This window comes from Bacillus sp. NPDC057893 (assembly GCF_042796455.1).
Classification (GTDB): Bacteria; Bacillota; Bacilli; order Bacillales; family Bacillaceae_G; genus Bacillus_A.
Window position 1 is genome coordinate 709,420 of record NZ_JBHVNG010000002.1, and the last position, 20,542, is coordinate 729,961.

A 20,542-nucleotide genomic window follows, 5' to 3' on the forward strand; every position below is an offset into this window, starting at 1 on the left:
CAATCTATACTCGCATGAAAAGGTGATTGTCAGTGAAAAAAATCCATATTATTTTAATATTTTGTTGCATGAGCATTTTAACAGGGTGTATGTACCCGAAAGAAAATATGAAACAAAATGCGATTCCTTATGAAGATCAGTTGCAAGTTGTACAAAAAGCCATTACTACATATAAGGAGCAAACAGATGGTTTATTACCAATTAAGACGCGTGATATGAGTACGCCGATTTATCAGAAGTATCCAATTGATTTTCAAAAAATTGCTCCAAGGTACATACAAGAGGCACCAGGGAATGCGTATGAAAGTGGTGGAGTATATCAATATGTATTAATAGATGTTGAAAAAAATCCGACAGTAAAGTTAATTGATGTGAGAATGGCGGAACAAATTCAAGAAGTGGCATTGAAGCTAAGGATGTATCGTGATGAACATCAATATCCACCTTTTAAAAAAGTGATTACAGATGGTGTTTATGAATTAGACTTCAAAAAACTAGGATATAAAGATGTGCCACAAGTGACAAGTCCGTACTCAGGAAAAGGTCTCCCTCTTGTAATCAATGAAAAAGGAGAATTGTTTGTTGATTATAGAATCGACTTATATGAAGCGTTGAAAAAAAATGAAGGGCAATTTAAAGAAGGTGAAGATATCCGGGGTATACTATCGAAGGATTCCCCGTTTGTTCCTGCATATTCTTTGCCGTACACAGTAAAAAATGGAGAACCAATTTTTTTAAAATCATAAGTCATGAACCTTTCTTTTAGTGAATAAGTTCTAGAAGAAAGGTTTTTTATGTTATACAACTTGCGATGCAAACAAAGGTATTTTTAAATAGTCATATGAAATTGGACAAAATTATATGATATATTGTCCGAACTTCTAGAATACCATTATATTATATCAGATATTATAGGCAACGTTAGAGAAGGTATTAGTTGACTATAGATGTGGAATTATTCCCAAAAATATTGAGGGAGGGAATCACTTGGAAAAGGTAGATATTTTTAAAGATATTGCGGAACGCACAGGCGGTGATATTTATTTTGGAGTTGTAGGAGCTGTTCGAACAGGGAAATCAACATTTATTAAAAAATTTATGGAACTTGTTGTTATTCCCAATATTGAAAATGAGTCAGACCGTCAAAGAGCGCAGGATGAATTGCCTCAAAGTGCTGCTGGTCGTACAATAATGACGACGGAACCGAAGTTTGTTCCAAACCAAGCGGTTTCTATCGAAGTAGATGAAGGTCTTGAAGTGAATATTCGATTAGTAGATTGTGTTGGATATACGGTTCCAGGAGCAAAAGGCTATGAAGATGAGAATGGTCCGCGCATGATTAATACTCCTTGGTATGAAGAGCCTATTCCATTCCATGAAGCTGCAGAAATCGGAACACGTAAAGTAATTCAAGAGCATTCAACAATTGGTGTCGTTATTACAACAGATGGAACAATTGGTGAAATTCCAAGAAGAGATTATATAGAGGCAGAAGAACGCGTTGTAAATGAGTTAAAAGAAGTAGGAAAGCCTTTCATTATGATTATCAATACTGTACAGCCATATCATCCAGATACGGAGCAGTTACGTCAAAGTTTATCAGAAGAATATGATATCCCAGTAATTGCGATGAGTGTAGAGAGTTTAAGAGAAACAGATGTGTATAACGTACTTCGAGAAGCGTTATTCGAGTTCCCGGTTTTAGAAGTGAATGTAAACCTGCCGAGCTGGGTAATGGTGCTGAATGAAAGGCATTGGTTACGCCAAAGTTATCAGGAAGCGGTTCAAGAGACTGTAAAGGATATAAAACGTCTTCGTGATGTGGACCGTGTCGTTTGGCAGTTTAGTCAATATGAATTTATTGATCGAGCAAGTCTAGCTGGCATCGATATGGGGCAAGGTGTGGCAGAGATTGATTTATATGCGCCAGATGAATTGTATGATCAAATTTTAAAAGAAGTAGTAGGAGTAGAGATTCGAGGAAAAGATCATTTATTGAAGCTTATGCTCGATTTATCTCATGCGAAAACAGAGTATGACCAAGTGGCAGATGCCCTGCGTATGGTAAAACAAACCGGATATGGAGTAGCAGCGCCTGCATTAGCTGATATGAGCTTAGATGAACCGGAAATTATTCGTCACGGTTCAAGGTTCGGTGTTAAATTAAAAGCGGTTGCGCCGTCTATTCATATGATTAAAGTGGATGTAGAATCAACATTTGAACCAATTATCGGTACTGAAAAACAAAGTGAAGAACTAGTTCGCTACTTGATGCAAGATTTTGAAGATGACCCGCTATCAATTTGGAATTCTGATATATTTGGGCGCTCTCTTAGCTCTATTGTTAGAGAAGGAATTCAAGCAAAGTTATCTCTAATGCCAGAAAACGCTCGTTATAAGTTAAAAGAAACGCTAGAAAGAATTATTAATGAAGGATCTGGCGGATTAATTGCGATTATATTATAAGAAAAAAATCCCTCTAATTGCAGAGGGATTTTTTTCTTTTTGAGTACGTAATAGAAAAATAAACAGTCATTATCTAATATTTTGTTGTAAATTGTCAAGTTTCATCAGAATTTCACATTTTAAGAGTAACAATTTCCTTAAAAATATTGAATTATAAAGGAGAATCGTATAATATAGGCGTTGATAATGATTTATCTACATCTTTGTAGTATAGAATTTGTAAAAATTGCCTACAAATGAAAGTAAGACTCATTTTATGATCATTATACAGTCTTATCTTTGGGAGGAGGTGAATGGCATGAACAAGACAGATTTAATCAATGCTGTTGCAGAAGCAAGTTCCCTTTCTAAAAAGGACGCAACAAAAGCAGTGGACGCTGTTTTTGATTCTATCTTAGAAGCTTTAAAACAAGGTGATAAAGTACAACTAATCGGATTCGGTAACTTCGAAGTTCGTGAGCGTGCGGCTCGTAAAGGTCGTAACCCACAAACAGGTGAGGAGATTGAAATCGCTGCAAGTAAAGTACCTGCATTCAAACCTGGTAAAGCGTTAAAAGATGCGGTTAAATAATCCTTACATATTAACAGGGAAGAAGAGTTTCCTTTTTGGAAACTCTTCTTTTTGCTTTTAAAAACATAAATATGCTAGAATGTGTTCGTATCACTTTTAGGTTTTTCGGGAGGGCTAGCGGATGGCAAAAGTTAATTTAGAACAAATTGAACATGCAGTACGTCTTATTTTAGAGGCAATCGGAGATGACCCAAATCGCGAGGGAGTACTTGATACACCGAAACGTGTTGCGAAAATGTACGCAGAAGTATTCTCGGGGATGCATGAGGATCCGAAAGAGCATTTACACAAAGTATTCGGAGAAGACCATGAAGAGCTTGTACTAGTAAAGGATATACCATTCTATTCGATGTGTGAGCATCATCTTGTTCCGTTTTATGGAGTTGCTCACGTTGCATATATTCCGCAAGGTGGAAAAGTAACAGGGCTAAGTAAATTAGCCCGTACTGTAGACACAATTGCGCGTCGTCCACAACTACAGGAACGAATTACATCAACAGTAGCTAACTCTATTATGGAAGTACTAGAGCCGCATGGTGTAATGGTAGTAGTAGAAGCAGAGCATATGTGTATGACGATGCGTGGTGTGAAAAAGCCTGGTGCGAAAACAATAACGACTGCGGTGCGCGGCGTGTTAGAAAATGATGCAGCAGCACGTAGTGAAATTTTATCGTTTATTAAGACGAAGTAAAGAAAAGCGGGAAACTGCTTTTCTTTTTTTTATATACAAAAAAATGATATAGTTTTAGTGTTAAAGAGCAAGAATATAAAGGTTGGAAATTACTTCTGCCTTTTGTGGAAATGAATGTTTGTAGTTGTTAGAGACGAAGATAACTCGTATGAATGAAAGGTGAGGCTTTATTCGGGGACAGTTTGGCAGAAGTAGCCAAGTTTTGATTATAGAAAATAGAATGTATGTGTTATAATAAATTTTATGAATTAGAAAACAAGGGTGATTTTTTGTGTGTGACATCTACGGAGGGTATGCGGGTATTAAAGAGAAATTGATGGAGAAATTACGCCATCCTTATTTTATAAACTATATTGAAGAACCATTTATTGATGAAGAAAAAATAGCGCTGTTATACGGTGCATTAAAAGGTGCAAATATACATAAAGAACAAATTGATCATTATGTAGTAACGATTATGCTTGTACAAATTGCTCTTGATACACATGAAAAAGTATCAAATAAAGCAAACGAAGAGACGAGTGGATTCCATAAGCGTCGTCAATTGACAGTTCTTGCAGGGGATTATTATAGTGGTCTATACTATTACTTATTGTCAATGAATTGTGATATTATCTTAATTCGTGCACTTGCTGAAGGAATTAAGGAGATTAATGAACATAAAATTATGCTATATCAAAAAGCACATGTGGCGATTCAAGACATAATGGAAAGTGTAGTAATAATTGAATCTGCGCTTTTGCAAAAAACATGTGATCATTTTCATTTATCTAATTGGAAACCATATATAACTTATGTGTTAGGAAAAAATCGTCTTCAAAAAGAGTGTCAATTGTATGCTGATAAACAAAATTCACCTGTTTTTCAAGCGGTCCAAAAAATCTCATTGGATGACGATAAAAATCTAGAAACAGTTATTAATGGATGGCTTATGGAAATGAGAAAGCAGGAAGAAAGTTTTTTAGAGAATCATACAGAAGTTAATGAGATAATTTCTATGTTAAGAGATAAATCAAGGACATAAGCAACTTTACATTGGAAGAAGGTACGAGCATGCAACAATCAAAAGAAGAAAGAGTACATGACGTATTTGAGAAAATTTCTGATAAATACGATGTGATGAATTCTGTAATTAGTTTTCAAAGGCATAAGGCATGGCGTAAAGAAACGATGCGAATTATGGATGTGAAACCTGGGAGTAAGGCACTTGATGTATGCTGCGGGACGGCAGATTGGACAATTGCACTAGCGGGAGCTGTAGGGGAAGATGGGAAGGTTTACGGTTTAGACTTTAGCGAAAATATGCTAGCTGTCGGTAAACAAAAGGTAGAAGCTTTAGAATTAAAGCAAGTAGAACTTATGCATGGAAATGCAATGGAACTTCCTTATGAAGATAATACGTTTGATTATGTAACGATTGGTTTTGGGTTACGTAACGTTCCGGATTACATGCAAGTATTAAAAGAAATGACGCGTGTAGTAAAGCCTGGTGGAAAAGTAATTTGCCTGGAAACATCCCAACCAACGATGATAGGTTTTCGTCAAGGATATGTCTTATACTTTAAATATATCATGCCGTTATTTGGAAAGATGTTTGCGAAAAGTTATAAAGAATATTCATGGCTTCAGGAATCTGCTAGTACATTCCCAGGGATGAAAGAGTTAGCAAATATGTTTGAAGAAGCTGGGCTTAAGAATGTGCAAGTGAAACCATTTACTTTTGGTGTAGCAGCTATGCATTTAGGTATTAAACCAGAATCAAAATAGAAAAAAGAAAAAAGAAAAAAGACGTTTTAGGTTAAGGTGAACAATATGAAGTTACAACTTATGTACTCTTTTTTACGATCGGATATTAATGTTATAGAAAAAGAATTGAAGAAGACAGTTGCTTCTGAGCAGCCGTTAGTAGAAGAAGCGGCATTACAGCTTATTGAAGCAGGTGGGAAGCGGATTCGCCCTGTTTTTGTTTTGCTTGCAGGGAAATTTGGGGATTATAAGTTAGATGCAATTAAGCATGTTGCGGTTGCATTAGAACTTATTCATATGGCTTCGCTTGTTCACGATGATGTCATTGATGCTGCGTTTTTACGACGCGGTAGCGCAACAGTGAATGCGAAATGGGGAGATCGTATTGCAATGTATACAGGAGACTACTTGTTTGCGAAGTCTCTTGAATGTATAACAAATATAGAAATTCCAGATGCACATCAAGCGTTGTCTCATACAATTTTAGAAGTTTGTAAAGGTGAAATCGAACAAATTAAAGATAAGTATAACTATGATCAAAATTTAAGAACGTATTTAAGAAGGATAAAACGAAAAACAGCATTGTTAATCGCCGCGAGTTGTCAGTTGGGAGCGATTGCTGCTGGTGCTAATCGTGATACTGTAAATCGTCTATTTTGGTATGGATATTTTGTTGGTATGTCTTATCAAATTATTGATGATATTTTAGATTTCGTATCGACAGAAGAGAAGCTTGGAAAGCCTGCTGGTGGTGATTTATTACAAGGTAACATTACATTACCTGTTTTGTATGCTATGGAAGATCCAGTTCTTCGTCAGAAAATTACATCTGTGCATGAAAATACAACAGCAAGTGAAATGAAAGAAATTATTGATGATATTAAAGCGAGCGAAGCTATTGATAAAGCATTTTCGTTTAGTGAACGTTATTTACATAAAGCATTAGAAATAATAAAACCACTCCCTCGTGGACAGGCGAAGTACGCATTGCAAAATGTTGCAAAGTATATTGGAAAACGAAAATTTTAGTGATTTTTCTAAAAAATAAAATAATCTCTCTATTTCAAAACTATTGCACAATTGTGATAAGGGTGTTACTATGTGTGTGGGGATATACAATTACATACATAATTCAGAAGTGGAGAGATTTTTTATGGAAAAAACATTTCTAATGGTAAAACCAGACGGTGTACAACGTGCCTTCATTGGGGAAATCGTAGCTCGTTTTGAGAAAAAGGGCTTTCAATTAGTTGGTGCAAAATTAATGCAAGTTACTCCGGAAATTGCTGAACAACACTACGGTGAGCATAAAGAAAGACCTTTCTTTGGTGAATTAGTAGACTTTATTACATCTGGCCCTGTATTCGCAATGGTATGGCAAGGTGAAAATGTAGTAGATACAGCACGCAATATGATGGGTAAAACACGACCACATGAAGCTGATATGGGAACAATTCGCGGAGATTTCGGTGTAACTGTTGCGAAAAACATAATCCACGGTTCGGATTCTTTAGAAAGTGCAGAGCGCGAGATTGCTATTTTCTTTAAGGAAGAAGAATTAGTAGACTACTCAAAATTAATGAATCAATGGATTTACTAATTATTTTGAAATAATTTGTAAACGCTTTAATAACTGTGATAATAGTAAAAAGTGCAAGAAGAATAGGGGTATTCTTCTTGCACTTTTTTTTATTTCGATCAGTTACGAAGTTAGGACTGTTATGATATATTGGTATGTAAAGTAAAAGGTCTACTATTATGAAAATAATAGAATAATTACAAGTAGGGAAAGCAAATACTCGATGTACTATATAATTTCTTTGTATTTTAAAGAGTGATGGAAGATAATATAGCTACTTTATGTAGCGGTATAAATACATATGCGAAAAGAGGAATAACGTATGCGATATATTACAGCTGGTGAATCCCACGGTCCGCAACTTACGACAATTTTAGAAGGTGTTCCGGCAGGATTATCTTTAGTGGCGAATGATATAAATGAAGAATTAGCTAGAAGACAAAAAGGATATGGACGCGGTAGACGCATGCAAATTGAGAAAGACCAAGTGCAAATTGTAAGTGGTGTTAGGCATGGGAAGACGATGGGGTCCCCGATTGCACTTGTTGTTGAAAATCGTGATTTTACACATTGGACAAAGGTTATGGGTGCAGAGCCATTAACTGAGCAGGAAGAGAAAGAAATGAAAAGGCAAGTTACGAAACCTAGACCTGGACACGCAGATTTAAATGGTGCGATTAAATATGGTCATAGAGATATGAGGAATGTATTAGAGCGTTCTTCCGCACGTGAAACGACAGTTCGTGTTGCAGCTGGTGCAGTTGCAAAAAAAATATTAGCGGAATTAGGTATACAAGTAGCGGGACATGTTGTTGAGATTGGTGGTGTCCAGGCAGAAAATATTAAATATAACTCTATTGCGGAATTACAAAGTACTACAGAAGCATCTCCTGTACGTTGTTTAGATGAAAAGGCCGGTAAAAAGATGATGCAAGCAATTGATGATGCGAAGGCAAATGGTGATTCTATCGGCGGTATTGTTGAAGTAGTTGTAGAAGGAATGCCAATCGGAGTAGGTAGCTATGTACATTATGATAGAAAATTAGATGCAAAATTAGCAGCGGCAATTATGAGTATTAACGCTTTTAAAGGTGTTGAAATTGGAATTGGTTTTGAAGCAGCACATAGACCTGGAAGTGAAGTGCATGATGAAATCCTTTGGGATGAAGTGCAAGGGTACAGAAGAAAAACGAACAATGCAGGTGGATTAGAAGGTGGCATGACAACTGGTATGCCGGTTGTTGTGCGCGGTGTTATGAAACCGATACCGACATTATATAAACCACTTCAAAGTGTTGATATTGATACGAAAGAACCTTTTACAGCGAGTATTGAACGTTCAGATAGTTGTGCAGTGCCAGCAGCTAGCGTTGTGGCTGAAGCTGTTGTGGCTTGGGAGCTCGCGACAGCTTTAATTGAACAATTTGGATTAGATCGTATCGATCTTATACGTGAAAATATTGAGAAACATAATGAATATGCGAGGGGATTTTAATGGAGAACATACATATTCAAACGAAATCAAAAGAATATGATGTACATGTTGGAAGGGAGGCGTTGTTACATTTAACAACGCTTATTCAAAAAATGAATCCTGCGGTATCTAACATAATGATTATTTCTGATGAAGCTGTTGCATCACTGCATTTACAGACAGTTGTTGATGCATTGCAAGTAGAGCAAAAAGTGTTTTCGTTTGTTGTACCGAGTGGCGAAAAAGAGAAGTCTTTTGAAAATTTCTATGAGGCTCACACTTCGGCCCTTGAAAATAAATTAGATAGAAATTCTTTAATCATCGCACTTGGAGGCGGAATGATTGGAGATTTGGCTGGATTTGTTGCCGCGTCGTTTATGCGTGGTATTCGCTTTGTCCAAGTTCCAACGACTTTATTAGCTCACGATAGCGCAGTAGGCGGGAAAGTAGCAATTAACCATCCACTAGGAAAAAATATGATTGGAGCGTTTCATCAGCCAGAAGCTGTTGTATATCATACGCCATTTTTACATTCACTTCCTGAAAAAGAGTGGCGATCAGGTTATGCAGAGGTGATAAAGCATGCTCTTATTGGTGATGTAAAGCTATATCATTGGTTAAAAGAAGAAGTGCAAACGTTAACGGATCTTCGTGATGAAAAGTTAATTCATATATTAATGAAGGCGATTCCTGTGAAAGCGAATATTGTGTCGCAAGACGAAACAGAAAAAGGTGTACGTGCCCATTTAAATTTTGGGCATACGTTAGGACATGCTCTTGAAAAAGAGTTAGGATATGGAAATATTACTCATGGTGATGGAGTAGCGGTTGGTATGCTATTTGCCATGTTTTTAAGTGAGCAAGTGTACAAAATTGATCTTTCTTATGAAGCAATGAAGCAGTGGTTCTTGAAATACGGTTATCCAAAAATGCCAAGCGACTTGAATGTAGAACGTCTCGTTCAGTTGATGAAACAAGATAAAAAAGCAAATGCTGGAACAATTCATATGGTGCTTATGCAGGAATATGGGGGAGTGAATGTCGTATCTATTTCAGATGAGACTGTTCATATTGCGTTAGAAGCATTTCAAAAGGATATGGTCTAAAAAAGTTGGTAGAACAGGTATGAAATGCATATTTAAAGGTATTCTCGTAATGGTGACGGTTATGATTAAAGATGACAGTAAGGAATTATAAATCATATCAATGACTGGGGGAAGAAAAGTGAGAGTAAAAGAGCAATTGTTAACTTTGAGAGCATATGTACCTGGGAAAAATATTGAAGAAGTAAAAAGAGAATATGGATTGTCAAAAATTGTGAAGTTAGCATCGAATGAAAATCCGTTTGGCTGCTCTGCGCGTGTGACAGAAGCATTAACTTCGTTAGCCAATCAATATGCACTCTACCCGGACGGGGCGGCTTTTGAGCTTCGTGAGAAAGTAGCAGAGCATTTAAGTGTAAAAGCGGAACAACTTTTATTTGGTAGTGGGTTAGATGAAGTCATTCAAATGATTAGTCGCGCTTTGCTACATAACGGAACAAATGTTGTAATGGCGAATCCTACGTTCTCACAATATTATCACCATGCTGTTATTGAAGGAGCGGAAGTTCGGGAAGTACCACTTGAAAATGGTATTCACAATTTAGATGCAATGTTACAGCAAGTAGATGAGAAAACGAAGATTGTATGGATTTGTAATCCGAATAATCCGACAGGTACATATGTAGAAAAACAAAAATTACTTTCATTTTTAGAATCAGTTCCAAAGTCAGCGCTCGTTATTATGGACGAAGCATATTATGAATATGCTGGGGCAGAAGATTATCCGCAAACATTACCTCTTCTTGAAAAGTACGAAAATCTTATGGTGCTACGCACATTCTCAAAAGCATATGGATTAGCTGCTTTTCGTATTGGATATGCGATTGGTGATGCAAAGCTTATTGGGCAGCTAGAGGTAGCAAGACTACCATTTAACACATCAACTATCGCCCAAGCGGTAGCATTAGCGGCAATAGAGGATCAACAGTTTTTACAAGAGTGTGTGAAGAAAAATGCCGGAGGATTAAATCAATATTATGCATTTTGTAAGGAATATAACGTATTCTACTATCCATCTCAAACGAATTTCATTTTCTTGAAACTTGGTATACCTGGTAATGAAGCTTTCGAACGATTAATGAAAAAAGGATATATCGTTCGTTCTGGTGCAGCATTTGGTATGCATGATGGTATTCGTATTACTGTTGGATTAAAAGAAGAAAATGATGAGATTATTGAATTACTTACGGAACTTGTAAAAGAACAAGTGAAGAAAGAAGAAACGTATTCTTAAGAAATGGTGAAGGCTCCTGTTATAGGAGTCTTTTTCATTTGAACTGCAATAAGGGGAGTTGTTTGCACGTTCAAGAAAGAAAACGTTACAATAGAAGTAGACGTATAAGAAGAACTATTGTACATATAACTTATTTAAAATGTGAGGAGGATACAGTTTGAAACTAGTAGGACGAAAAAATAGTTTGAATGGGAAAATTGTTGTTCCAGGAGATAAATCTATTTCGCATCGCTCTGTTATGTTTGGAGCGATAGCGGAAGGGACGACGAAAGTATCAAATTTTTTATTAGGCGAAGATTGTTTAAGTACAATTGCATGTTTTCAAAAACTAGGTGTCCAGATTGAACAGAGTGGTAACGATGTCACGATTTACGGTAAAGGATTAGCAAATTTGCAAGAACCGAAAGAAGTATTAGATGTGGGGAATTCAGGGACGACTATTCGTCTTATGCTTGGAATTTTAGCAAATACGCCGTTCCATAGTACGATAATTGGGGATGCATCAATTGGAAAACGTCCTATGAAACGTGTTACAGACCCGCTTAGTAAGATGAATGCTCAAATTGATGGTAGAGAAAACGGACAATATACACCTTTATCTATTCGCGGTGGTAAGGTAAAAGGTATGCATTATCATTCACCAGTAGCAAGTGCACAAGTGAAGTCAGCGGTTTTACTTGCGGGTTTGCAAGGGGAAGGCGTAACTACAGTAACAGAGCCTATGCAATCTCGTGATCATACGGAAAGAATGTTACGTGCATTTGGTTGTACCGTAGATGTTAATGGACGGACCGTTTCATTACAAGGCGGACAACAACTTAAAGGTGCAGACATAGAAGTTCCAGGAGATGTTTCTTCGGCGGCATTTTTCTTAGTAGCTGGTGCAATTGTCCAAAATAGTAAGCTTGTATTGGAAAACGTTGGTTTAAATCCGACGAGAACAGGGATTTTAGATGTATTAACAAAGATGGGTGCACGTATTTCTATCAATCATATTAGAAATGAAGAGTTTGAGCCGTGCGGAGATATTACGATTGAAACATCTAAACTAAAAGGAATAGAAATTGGTGGAACTCTTATTCCAAGATTAATTGATGAAATTCCTGTAATTGCTTTATTGGCAACGCAGGCTGAAGGAATTACTGTTATTAAAAACGCTGAGGAGTTAAAAGTAAAAGAAACAAATCGTATCGATACGGTTGTAGATGAATTAGGCAAATTAGGTGCGAAGATTGAAGCTACACCAGATGGTATGATTATATATGGTAAACAAAGTTTAAAAGGAAATACTGTTAATAGTCACGGAGATCATCGTATTGGGATGATGCTTGCAATCGCATCGTGTATTATAGATGGAGAAGTGAAAATAGAGAATAGTGATGCGGTCGCTGTATCGTATCCGGAATTTTTCGAACAATTAGCTGCGCTATAAGAGCAAGTATAGGAAGAGGCAGTTCACTCAAAAGGTTGCGTTCTTACACCTAGTTGCTTATGATAAATGAACAGAAGAGAATATTTTTTGAATTAAAGGAGACGTTTATGCAAAAGTTTGAACAAGCTGTTTCTTATATTGAAAACGGTGAAGCAGAAAAAGGATTACAATTATTAAAAGAACAATTACGAGTTGCTAATGATGAAGAGAAGTATGATATCGCTCGTTACTATCATACACTTGGGTTTATGGATGAGGCGTTAGCAATTATTGATGATTTACGCTTGTTATATCCAGAAGAAAGTGAATTTACATTATTTTTAGCAGAATTATATATTGATTTAGATAAAGAAGATGAAGCGATTGAAGCGCTTCATGATATTCCAGAAAATGATGATCTATATGTTCAATCGCTATTACTTGTTGCAGATCTATTCCAAATGCAAGGTTTTGATGATGTAGCAGAACAAAAACTATTAAAGGCGAAAGAAATGATGCCAGACGAACCTGTTATTACGTTTGGATTAGCAGAATTATATAGTAGTAAAGGTGAAGAGAAAAAGGCGATCACTTATTATGAATCGTTACTAGCAGACCATAAAGTTATGGGCGGTGTTGTCATTGCGCTTCGTCTAGCAGAAACTTTAAGTGCTATTGGAAACTGGGAAGAGGCAATCTCTTACTATGAGGCGGGGTTAGAAGAGCAAAAAGATATTCACTCACTATTTGGATATGCCTTCACATTATACCAAGGGGAAGAATATCAAAGAGCAATTGGTGCTTGGCAAGAATTAAAAGAATTAGATCCTGAGTACGCATCGTTATACATGTATTTAGCGAAAAGCTATGAAAAAGAAGGCATGCTTCAAGAAAGCTATGAAACACTTCAAGAAGGAATTAAAGTAGATGAGCTTTCTGTTCCTTTCTATGTAGAATTAGCGAATATTGCGGCGAAATTAGGTAAAATAGCGGAGGCAGAAGAAGTGCTTCAAAAAGCGCTGGAGCTAGATCCGGGACATTTAGGTGCGACATTAAAATATGCGTATATCTTAAAAGAACAAGAGAAATACGAAGAGCTAATTGCAGTTGTAGAGCGTACAATTGACAGTGGAGAACCAGATACACAACTACTTTGGGATCTTGCATTTGCAAAAAAACAATTAGAAATGTATTCGGATGCATTAAAACACTATGAAAGTGCATATACTTCTTTTAAGAATCATCCAGATTTCTTGGAAGAGTACGGTTATTTCTTATTAGAAGAAGGAATGCGAAAAGAGGCGAAAGAAGTATTTACGCAGTTAATACAACTAGACCCGACACAAATTCATATTGAAGAATTGTTATATAATTTAGAGGATTTTTCGTAAGTTGGAAGGAAACTGAATGCCGCTTCTTGAATCTAAAAAGAAAAGAGAAAGACAGAGGAGGGACTTAATCGCTATGAATACCCCTGTTTCTGTAAACGAGAAGAAGGATTTTGTAAAATGGTTTTTGAATAATTACCAACTGAAACAGCGTGAATGTGTATGGATTTTGAATTATTTAATGAGTCACGATCAATTAATGCATAAAGTCCACTTCGTAGAACATGCAAAATATTGTCCGCGTGGCTTAGTAATGTCAGCGAATTGTGTGAAAGACACACCGTTTCACTTTTTTAAACAAAATGTAATGACAACAGATGCAGAAAAGTCGTTTCATGATATTCGTTTGAATCGAGATGAGGATATTTATATTCAGCTTAATTTTAAATCATCGTTCCAAAATGCAAACTATGTAGCTGTATTAGAAGAAAATCCATATTTACCAAAGCATATTGAAGTGAATGAAAAAGATCGATTGCTTGCAGAACGATTTTTAGAAGAAAGTGTATTCTCATTTAGAAGAGAGCGTCTTTTGAAACAAATTGATGAAGCTTTGGATAAGCAAGATAAGGAAGCATTTCATAGGTTAACAGCAGAGTTGAAAATTTTATAGAATTCATTTTGATTATGTAATCTTTACGAATTTCAGACTTTTTAAGAAAAACTACTTAATAATAGGTAGTTTTTCTTTTTTTACCTCTTTTAGTATGGTTTAATATATATAAAGTGAAAGTTCTGTCATTTAAGGTGAAGGAGGGGAGAAAAGGTGAAATGGATTGTAAAAGATGTGGAACAGTTTGAGCAAGCGAGGGAGTATGTAGATACAGGGATTATCCCCCTTTTGTCTATTTCGGCAGCAAAAGAAATGAAAATGGTTGTAGAGCAAGGTGAATTTATTGAGGCTTTGAGTATGGAGTTGGAAAGGGAGTATAAAGGAAGAGTGCTTTTACTGCCCGCATTTACGTATTTGGTAGAGAGCCAAAAGAATGAAAAAGACCGTTTGCAAGAATGGACAGAACATTTGCAAAGGCAAGGTTTTAAGCATATTGCCTATGTGACAAGTGATTTTTCATGGAAAGAAGATATGCAAGAGTTGCAGGGTGATTTATTTTGGTTTCCATCGTTATCATTAGAGCAGTTTAGTGATCAAGGGAAAAGGGAAGTTATTCGTGCTCACATAAAAAATATTATGGTAATGTTGGAAGAAAGATGGATAAATAATTAATAAGCAGAAAGTTCTTATTATTATGAGTAGTATGATATTGACCTATACAAGAGGGTATTATATCATGATAGTGTCCTAGTATTTATTTTTTATATAATTTTTTCACGAGGGGACAATTTCTGATAGAGGGGGGAAATTTTCGTGAGCGAGAAAGAACATCGTGTGTCAAGAAGACAGTTTTTAAATTACACACTTACAGGGGTAGGAGGCTTTATGGCGGCGGGTATTTTAATGCCGATGACGCGGTTTGCACTTGATCCGGTGTTAAGAAAAGAAGCGGGAACAGATATGGTTGCTGTTGCACAAGTGAAGGATATTACAACAGAACCGAAGCGTTTCGACTTTAAGGTGAAGCAGGTTGATGGTTGGTACAAGTCTGACGAGCCAAAATCAGCTTGGGTTCATAAAGATGAAAGCGGAGACATTGTTGCGTTCTCTCCAGTATGTAAACATTTAGGATGTACAGTGAACTGGAATTCAGACAAAGCACATCCGAATCAATTCTTTTGCCCGTGTCACGGGGGGCGTTACACAAAAGATGGGGTTAACATTAAAGGCACACCGCCCCTTGCTCCGCTTGATGTGTACGAGTCTAAAGTGAAAGATGGAACATTGTATTTAGGAAAAGCGAAGCCAAGAGGGGGTGCAAAGTAGATGCTAAATAAAATTTATGATTGGGTAGACGAGCGGTTAGATATTACACCAATATGGCGCGATATCGCTGATCATGAAGTACCTGAACATGTAAACCCGGCACATCACTTTTCTGCATTCGTCTATTGCTTTGGAGGGCTTACCTTTTTCGTTACTGTAATTCAAATTTTATCTGGAATGTTTTTGACAATGTATTATGTGCCTGATATTAAAAATGCTTGGGAATCGGTTTACTATTTACAAAATGAAGTTGCGTATGGACAAATTGTTCGTGGTATGCACCACTGGGGTGCTAGTCTTGTAATTGTAATGATGTTTTTACATACACTCAGAGTTTTCTTCCAAGGTGCATATAAAAAGCCTCGTGAGCTAAACTGGATTGTTGGTGTTCTTATTTTCTTTGTTATGTTAGGTCTTGGTTTTACCGGATATTTATTACCGTGGGATATGAAAGCGTTATTTGCTACGAAAGTAGGGATTCAAATCGCAGAGCAAACGCCGCTCATTGGTCCTTATATTAAAACATTACTTGCTGGCCATTCCGAAATTGTTGGCGCTCAAACATTAACTCGCTTCTTTGCTATTCACGTCTTCTTCTTACCAGCAGCACTTCTAGGTTTAATGGCCTTCCACTTCATCATGATTCGCAAACAAGGTATTTCCGGTCCGCTATAAGAGATTGCTAAATTAAAGGGGAAAGAACAAAAGGAGGGAGATTATGCATCGCGGCAAAGGGATGAAGTTTGTAGGAGATTCTCGGGTACCAGTAGCCCGGAAACCAAATATTCCAAAAGATTATTCTGAATATCCAGGGAAAACAGAAGCGTTTTGGCCGAATTTCTTGTTAAAAGAATGGATGGTTGGTGCAGTTTTTTTAGTCGGTTATTTATGTTTAACAGTGGCGCATCCGTCACCGCTTGAGAGAATGGCGGATCCTACAGATGCAGGATATATACCACTTCCAGATTGGTATTTCTTATTCTTGTATCAGTTATTAAAGTATTCGTATGCTTCAGGCTCATTTACTGTAATTGGTGCGTTTATTATGCCCGGGATTGCGTTTGGAGCGTTACTATTAGCTCCATTTCTTGATCGAGGCCCAGAAAGACGCCCTTTGAAGCGTCCTGTAGCAACTGGATTTATGCTTTTAGCAATTGCATCGATTATCTTTTTAACTTGGGAATCTGTAGCACACCACGACTGGGAAGCTGCAAAAAAACAAGGAGCAATTGTAAAAACAGCACCAGTTGATAAAAATGATGACGGTTATAAATTAATGCAAAAAAATACTTGTTTAACATGTCATGGTGACAACTTACAGGGCGGGGCAGCAGCACCAGCTTTGCAAAACTTAACTTTAAAGCCAGAAGAAATCGCTAAAATTGCGAAAGATGGAAAAGGTGCAATGCCTAAAGGCGTATTTAAAGGAACGGATGAAGAACTGAAAAAACTTTCGGAATTCGTTGCAAAGTATAATAAAAAATAATAGAAAAGCTGACTACAAAATCTGTAGTCAGCTTTTTATTTTGCGTGCCCAGCTAAGCTGGGCACTGTTTGATGGTGAAAGGTTTAAATAGAATTCTACAAGGATTCAAAAATTATTATAGCCTATCTTCAATTGGACAGAAGTGGCTCGGTAAAATAGATTGGTACGTCTTAGAACGGCTCTGGAATAAGAAAAGAAATGTTCGAAAGAAACATGGTCGTATCAAGGACTTGATGAAGAAAATAACATACACACTCGTGAAAGTAGGAAGCTAGAACAAACTGAAAGCTAAAGAAGGAAGAGCATCGGAAAGCCGGATGCGGGAAAACCTCATGTACGGTTTGATGAGGGGAAGCTGAAACAGAAAAGGGATAGCAAAGCCATCCCTAAAGAAAATTTAATCTGTTTCAGTTTTCTACTCTACGATGACGGAAAGTTTGCTATATAATAGAGTAGAGTTCGATGAAAGAATTACTTTGTTTGAAAGGTGTTGGACATACAGCTTGGTTTACTTGTATGCAATGTTAAGGCAACGTTCGGTACTATTATTTTTATTGGTTGTTAACATATTAGGTACAATTTACGGATTCATATGGTATGGAAATCAATTAAAAGAAACCTCACCTATATTTTGGCCGTTTGTACCAGATAGCCCTATAGCGACTCTCTTTTTTGTCTTTGTTTTAATTGCTTTTTTGATGAAGAAGAACTGGGGGTTAATAGAAGCGTTAGCGATAGTTACTTTAATAAAATATGGTGTTTGGGCTGTTGTTGTAAATGCAATTACGATTTATGTAAAAGGTCCTATTGGCCTTATGGGATATATGTTAATGTTATCTCATTTTGCGATGGCAGTGCAGGGAATGTTATATGCTCCGTTTTATCGGATAAAAAAATGGCACTTCACTGTAGCTGGCATATGGACATTACATAATGATGCAATTGATTATTTATTTTGGCAAATGCCGAGATACGGGATTATGCATTTGTTTGTAGAGAAAATTGGTTATTTTACGTTTTGGTTAAGTATTGCTGTACTGTGTATTACATATTATTATTGCTTACGTGAGAACCGAAAACAGTTTTCTTTATGATGGTGAGGACATTTAGGGGGAGAAAATGAAGAAAAATAAGAGTGGTATAAACATATTGGATCGATTGATCACTTTAGTAGTTTCCTATAGCATAGCATTTTCTGTTTTCGCTCTCGCGACAACGGTAGTTGTATATGGAAAATGGTTGTATTATTTTGAAATTGATTTTTTAAATATTCCAGATTTAGCGGATATGACGAAAGATGAAATTAAGAGAAACTATGACGTGCTTATTACATATTTATCGCCGTTTTATGAAGGTGCATTACAATTGCCGACATTAGATATGTCCACAAATGGACGCATTCATTTTGTGGATGTTAAAAATATTTTAGTAAAGATTCAATATATAATGTATGGAACGATTGTAATTGCTGTATTAGGAGGAGTGTATTTATTAAAAAAGAAAAAAGAAAAGTTTTTACTTCACGGAGCGATTCTTACAATTATTTTTCCAATAGCTCTTACGTTACCAATTGCTATTAATTTTGAAAAGAGTTTCGTATTATTTCATAAGCTTTTATTTAGCAATGATTATTGGATGTTTGATATTGAAACAGATCCGGTTATTTTAATGTTACCGGAAGAATTCTTTATGCATGCTGCATGTGTTATTTTATTATTGATTTTAGGCAGTAGTATACTTTGTTACGGTGTGTATAAATATTTAGTGAAAAAGAAAAGGGTTTCAAAGGAAAAATTCTCTGTTTAAAGAGAATTTTTTTGTTTTCATAGAGATAATATATTTTTTGATTTTGTTCTGTTCTATTCTTGTCCAATTCCACATATTTTGTACTAGTAGTTATAGGGGGGACCGGGATGAAGAGAACATTAATTGGACTGATAGCATTTCTAATTATAATGTTTCCAGTACGTATATATGCTGAAGAGTGGAGTGAACTAACTGGATTGCTAGATGACTCTTTGCAGTTAGTGAAGAAAAAAGAAGATGAGAAGGCAATGCAAGTACTGCACCATTTCTCAGCGCAGTTTCTATCAAAGGAAAATGAAAATAATTCAAAAGTAACTCCGGGACAAATTAGAGTCGTTTCTTTAGCATATGATAAGGCGAAACAATCTCTCGCGGAAGATTTAGATAGGCAAGTTAAAGTTGATAATATGTTAGCGTTACAACTTGCTGTTGATGCACAAGTATCTAAATATCAGCCACTTTGGATGGAAAGAGAAAGAAAGATAATGAATGCTTTTTCTCAAGTAGAAAAAGCGATGGAAAAAGACGATGATGGACAGTTCCAACAGACGCTAAATACACTTTTAAATGAATTTAATATTATTTATCCTAGTTTAATGATTGCTCTGCCAGAAAACGAAGCGCAGCGTGTAAATGCACATTTATCTTATTTGGATGAATTTCGTAACGTTATGTTAAAAACGAAAGGTGGACAAATGCAACTAGGGATTATTAAAGGTGATTTGCAAAAAATATTTCATACAGTAAAAAAAGATGAGATAGCTCCCTCTCTCATTTGGTTTATGACAATTACTGGAGGACTTATTTTGTTCACTTTAACGTATGTTGGATGGAGAAAGTATAAAGGGGAGAGAGAAAAGCGGAGAAGTAGCTTGCATTCTAAAGATAGATAATGCGTATAAATAAAGATACGGATTGTAAGGTTTATTTATTGACAACGGTGGAAGAAAAAAATAGAATGAGAAGTACTATAATTAAAACTTCACTGGAGGTTTATGATGTTTTATTTAATTTACTTCGCGATCATTTTGATCATACCGTTGTATGCACAGTCAAAAGTACGTAGTGCCTATAGCAAGTATTCACAAGTTTATTCAACATCAGGTATGACAGGAGCGGAAGTGGCTCGGAAAATTTTAGATGAAAATGGATTGTACAATGTAGCCGTAGAAGAAACGCCAGGTCATTTGTCAGATCACTATGACCCGCGTGTAAAGACGGTTAGATTATCGACAGATAACTATTATGGTCATTCAGTTGCTGGTACAGCTGTAGCAGCACATGAAGTAGGACATGCAATTCAAGATGCAAAAGATTATAACTTTATGCGTGTTCGTCATTCATTAGTGCCAGTTGCTAATTTTGGCTCGAATATGTCTTGGGTTTTTGTCCTAATTGGTGTATTTGCACAAATGTCTGGTTTGTTGTTACTAGGAATTATTTTAATGGCAGCAGGTGTTGTGTTCCAACTTGTTACATTACCAGTTGAGTTTGATGCATCAAAACGTGCAATGCAACAAATTGAAGCGCTTGGTATCGTATCGACAGATGAGTACGGTCAAGCTCGTAAAGTATTAAATGCAGCAGCATTAACATATGTAGCAGCAGCTGCTGTAGCAGTATTTGAATTATTACGTCTCGTATTAATTTATACTGGTATGCAGCGTAGCGACGATTAAAGACTATCAATTATGATAGTCTTTTTTTG

The 20,542-nt window shown here is 36.3% G+C and carries 23 protein-coding genes; all 23 read left to right on the forward strand.

Annotated elements, in window-relative coordinates; all coding sequences use genetic code 11:
* Nucleotides 1-32 precede the first annotated feature (32 nt).
* The 23 genes from ACFVQC_RS12350 to ACFVQC_RS12460 all read left to right on the forward strand — a co-directional run bounded on the left by ACFVQC_RS12350 (nucleotide 33) and on the right by ACFVQC_RS12460 (nucleotide 20,513).
* A complete protein-coding gene (locus ACFVQC_RS12350) occupies nucleotides 33-746 on the forward strand; it encodes a hypothetical protein (protein WP_002149356.1) in 714 nt (237 codons plus the stop codon).
* A gap of 241 nt (nucleotides 747-987) precedes the next feature.
* Nucleotides 988-2,466, forward strand: a complete 1,479-nt coding sequence (gene spoIVA, locus ACFVQC_RS12355; RefSeq protein ID WP_098499108.1) for a stage IV sporulation protein A — start codon at nucleotides 988-990, stop codon at nucleotides 2,464-2,466.
* Nucleotides 2,467-2,764: 298 nt separating this feature from the next.
* Entirely contained in the window at nucleotides 2,765-3,037 is a 273-nt protein-coding gene (locus ACFVQC_RS12360; RefSeq protein ID WP_001043860.1) for an HU family DNA-binding protein, read from the forward strand.
* A gap of 121 nt (nucleotides 3,038-3,158) precedes the next feature.
* Nucleotides 3,159-3,728 (forward strand): GTP cyclohydrolase I FolE, encoded by a 570-nt coding sequence (gene folE, locus ACFVQC_RS12365; protein ID WP_001151479.1) that lies wholly within the window; start codon nucleotides 3,159-3,161, stop codon nucleotides 3,726-3,728.
* Between the two features lie 271 nt (nucleotides 3,729-3,999).
* Nucleotides 4,000-4,752: a heptaprenyl diphosphate synthase component 1 gene (locus ACFVQC_RS12370; protein WP_377891522.1), complete on the forward strand. Its 753-nt coding sequence runs from the start codon at nucleotides 4,000-4,002 to the stop codon at nucleotides 4,750-4,752.
* 29 nt (nucleotides 4,753-4,781) lie between these two features.
* Nucleotides 4,782-5,495, forward strand: coding sequence for a 2-heptaprenyl-1,4-naphthoquinone methyltransferase (gene menG, locus ACFVQC_RS12375; protein WP_002158591.1), 714 nt, complete (start codon nucleotides 4,782-4,784; stop codon nucleotides 5,493-5,495).
* Nucleotides 5,496-5,540: 45 nt separating this feature from the next.
* Nucleotides 5,541-6,503, forward strand: a complete 963-nt coding sequence (hepT, locus tag ACFVQC_RS12380; RefSeq protein WP_002011823.1) for a heptaprenyl diphosphate synthase component II — start codon at nucleotides 5,541-5,543, stop codon at nucleotides 6,501-6,503.
* Between the two features lie 124 nt (nucleotides 6,504-6,627).
* A complete protein-coding gene (ndk, locus tag ACFVQC_RS12385) occupies nucleotides 6,628-7,074 on the forward strand; it encodes a nucleoside-diphosphate kinase (protein ID WP_002064527.1) in 447 nt (148 codons plus the stop codon).
* A 301-nt stretch (nucleotides 7,075-7,375) separates the two neighbouring features.
* Nucleotides 7,376-8,548, forward strand: coding sequence for a chorismate synthase (gene aroC / locus ACFVQC_RS12390; RefSeq protein ID WP_377891518.1), 1,173 nt, complete (start codon nucleotides 7,376-7,378; stop codon nucleotides 8,546-8,548).
* Nucleotides 8,548-9,633 carry a 3-dehydroquinate synthase gene (gene aroB, locus ACFVQC_RS12395; protein WP_002149345.1) on the forward strand — a complete coding sequence of 362 codons (1,086 nt, stop codon included), beginning with the start codon at nucleotides 8,548-8,550 and terminating at the stop codon, nucleotides 9,631-9,633. The genes aroC and aroB overlap by 1 nt, the downstream gene beginning before the upstream one ends.
* Before the next feature lie 118 nt (nucleotides 9,634-9,751).
* Complete coding sequence (gene hisC / locus ACFVQC_RS12400; RefSeq protein WP_002149344.1) at nucleotides 9,752-10,864, forward strand: histidinol-phosphate transaminase; 1,113 nt, start codon at nucleotides 9,752-9,754, stop codon at nucleotides 10,862-10,864.
* A 157-nt stretch (nucleotides 10,865-11,021) separates the two neighbouring features.
* On the forward strand, nucleotides 11,022-12,296 hold the full coding sequence (gene aroA / locus ACFVQC_RS12405) for a 3-phosphoshikimate 1-carboxyvinyltransferase (protein WP_002149343.1): 1,275 nt from the start codon (nucleotides 11,022-11,024) through the stop codon (nucleotides 12,294-12,296).
* Between the two features lie 107 nt (nucleotides 12,297-12,403).
* On the forward strand, nucleotides 12,404-13,666 hold the full coding sequence (locus ACFVQC_RS12410) for a tetratricopeptide repeat protein (protein ID WP_377891515.1): 1,263 nt from the start codon (nucleotides 12,404-12,406) through the stop codon (nucleotides 13,664-13,666).
* Nucleotides 13,667-13,739: 73 nt separating this feature from the next.
* The gene (locus tag ACFVQC_RS12415) at nucleotides 13,740-14,276 is read left to right on the forward strand and encodes a ReoY family proteolytic degradation factor (RefSeq protein WP_002086615.1); all 537 of its coding nucleotides are present in this window, start codon (nucleotides 13,740-13,742) and stop codon (nucleotides 14,274-14,276) included.
* 153 nt (nucleotides 14,277-14,429) lie between these two features.
* Nucleotides 14,430-14,888 (forward strand): YpiF family protein, encoded by a 459-nt coding sequence (locus ACFVQC_RS12420; RefSeq protein ID WP_377891513.1) that lies wholly within the window; start codon nucleotides 14,430-14,432, stop codon nucleotides 14,886-14,888.
* A 141-nt stretch (nucleotides 14,889-15,029) separates the two neighbouring features.
* A complete protein-coding gene (gene qcrA / locus ACFVQC_RS12425; protein WP_001290417.1) occupies nucleotides 15,030-15,542 on the forward strand; it encodes a menaquinol-cytochrome c reductase iron-sulfur subunit in 513 nt (170 codons plus the stop codon).
* On the forward strand, nucleotides 15,543-16,217 hold the full coding sequence (gene qcrB, locus ACFVQC_RS12430; RefSeq protein WP_000932700.1) for a menaquinol-cytochrome c reductase cytochrome b subunit: 675 nt from the start codon (nucleotides 15,543-15,545) through the stop codon (nucleotides 16,215-16,217). It begins immediately after the preceding gene.
* A gap of 43 nt (nucleotides 16,218-16,260) precedes the next feature.
* Complete coding sequence (qcrC, locus tag ACFVQC_RS12435; RefSeq protein WP_377891510.1) at nucleotides 16,261-17,028, forward strand: menaquinol-cytochrome c reductase cytochrome b/c subunit; 768 nt, start codon at nucleotides 16,261-16,263, stop codon at nucleotides 17,026-17,028.
* A 71-nt stretch (nucleotides 17,029-17,099) separates the two neighbouring features.
* A complete protein-coding gene (locus tag ACFVQC_RS12440; protein WP_377891508.1) occupies nucleotides 17,100-17,303 on the forward strand; it encodes a group II intron maturase-specific domain-containing protein in 204 nt (67 codons plus the stop codon).
* A 228-nt stretch (nucleotides 17,304-17,531) separates the two neighbouring features.
* Nucleotides 17,532-18,122: a lipoprotein heptaprenylglyceryl N-acetyltransferase LhaT gene (gene lhaT, locus ACFVQC_RS12445; protein ID WP_377891506.1), complete on the forward strand. Its 591-nt coding sequence runs from the start codon at nucleotides 17,532-17,534 to the stop codon at nucleotides 18,120-18,122.
* Between the two features lie 25 nt (nucleotides 18,123-18,147).
* Nucleotides 18,148-18,834, forward strand: a complete 687-nt coding sequence (lit, locus tag ACFVQC_RS12450; protein WP_377891504.1) for a lipoprotein intramolecular transacylase Lit — start codon at nucleotides 18,148-18,150, stop codon at nucleotides 18,832-18,834.
* A 107-nt stretch (nucleotides 18,835-18,941) separates the two neighbouring features.
* The gene (ypjB, locus tag ACFVQC_RS12455; RefSeq protein ID WP_377891502.1) at nucleotides 18,942-19,727 is read left to right on the forward strand and encodes a sporulation protein YpjB; all 786 of its coding nucleotides are present in this window, start codon (nucleotides 18,942-18,944) and stop codon (nucleotides 19,725-19,727) included.
* A 105-nt stretch (nucleotides 19,728-19,832) separates the two neighbouring features.
* Nucleotides 19,833-20,513 (forward strand): zinc metallopeptidase, encoded by a 681-nt coding sequence (locus tag ACFVQC_RS12460; RefSeq protein WP_002149330.1) that lies wholly within the window; start codon nucleotides 19,833-19,835, stop codon nucleotides 20,511-20,513.
* The last annotated feature ends 29 nt before the right edge of the window (nucleotides 20,514-20,542 follow it).

Coding starts and splice junctions, on each gene's coding strand:
- ACFVQC_RS12360 (WP_001043860.1), top strand. CDS start 2,765: ATGAACAAGACAGATTTAATCAATGCTGTTGCAGAAGCAAGTTCCCTT.
- folE (WP_001151479.1), top strand. CDS start 3,159: ATGGCAAAAGTTAATTTAGAACAAATTGAACATGCAGTACGTCTTATT.
- menG (WP_002158591.1), top strand. CDS start 4,782: ATGCAACAATCAAAAGAAGAAAGAGTACATGACGTATTTGAGAAAATT.
- hepT (WP_002011823.1), top strand. CDS start 5,541: ATGAAGTTACAACTTATGTACTCTTTTTTACGATCGGATATTAATGTT.
- ndk (WP_002064527.1), top strand. CDS start 6,628: ATGGAAAAAACATTTCTAATGGTAAAACCAGACGGTGTACAACGTGCC.
- aroC (WP_377891518.1), top strand. CDS start 7,376: ATGCGATATATTACAGCTGGTGAATCCCACGGTCCGCAACTTACGACA.
- aroB (WP_002149345.1), top strand. CDS start 8,548: ATGGAGAACATACATATTCAAACGAAATCAAAAGAATATGATGTACAT.
- ACFVQC_RS12410 (WP_377891515.1), top strand. CDS start 12,404: ATGCAAAAGTTTGAACAAGCTGTTTCTTATATTGAAAACGGTGAAGCA.
- ACFVQC_RS12415 (WP_002086615.1), top strand. CDS start 13,740: ATGAATACCCCTGTTTCTGTAAACGAGAAGAAGGATTTTGTAAAATGG.
- qcrB (WP_000932700.1), top strand. CDS start 15,543: ATGCTAAATAAAATTTATGATTGGGTAGACGAGCGGTTAGATATTACA.
- qcrC (WP_377891510.1), top strand. CDS start 16,261: ATGCATCGCGGCAAAGGGATGAAGTTTGTAGGAGATTCTCGGGTACCA.
- ACFVQC_RS12440 (WP_377891508.1), top strand. CDS start 17,100: ATGGTGAAAGGTTTAAATAGAATTCTACAAGGATTCAAAAATTATTAT.
- lit (WP_377891504.1), top strand. CDS start 18,148: ATGAAGAAAAATAAGAGTGGTATAAACATATTGGATCGATTGATCACT.
- ypjB (WP_377891502.1), top strand. CDS start 18,942: ATGAAGAGAACATTAATTGGACTGATAGCATTTCTAATTATAATGTTT.
- ACFVQC_RS12460 (WP_002149330.1), top strand. CDS start 19,833: ATGTTTTATTTAATTTACTTCGCGATCATTTTGATCATACCGTTGTAT.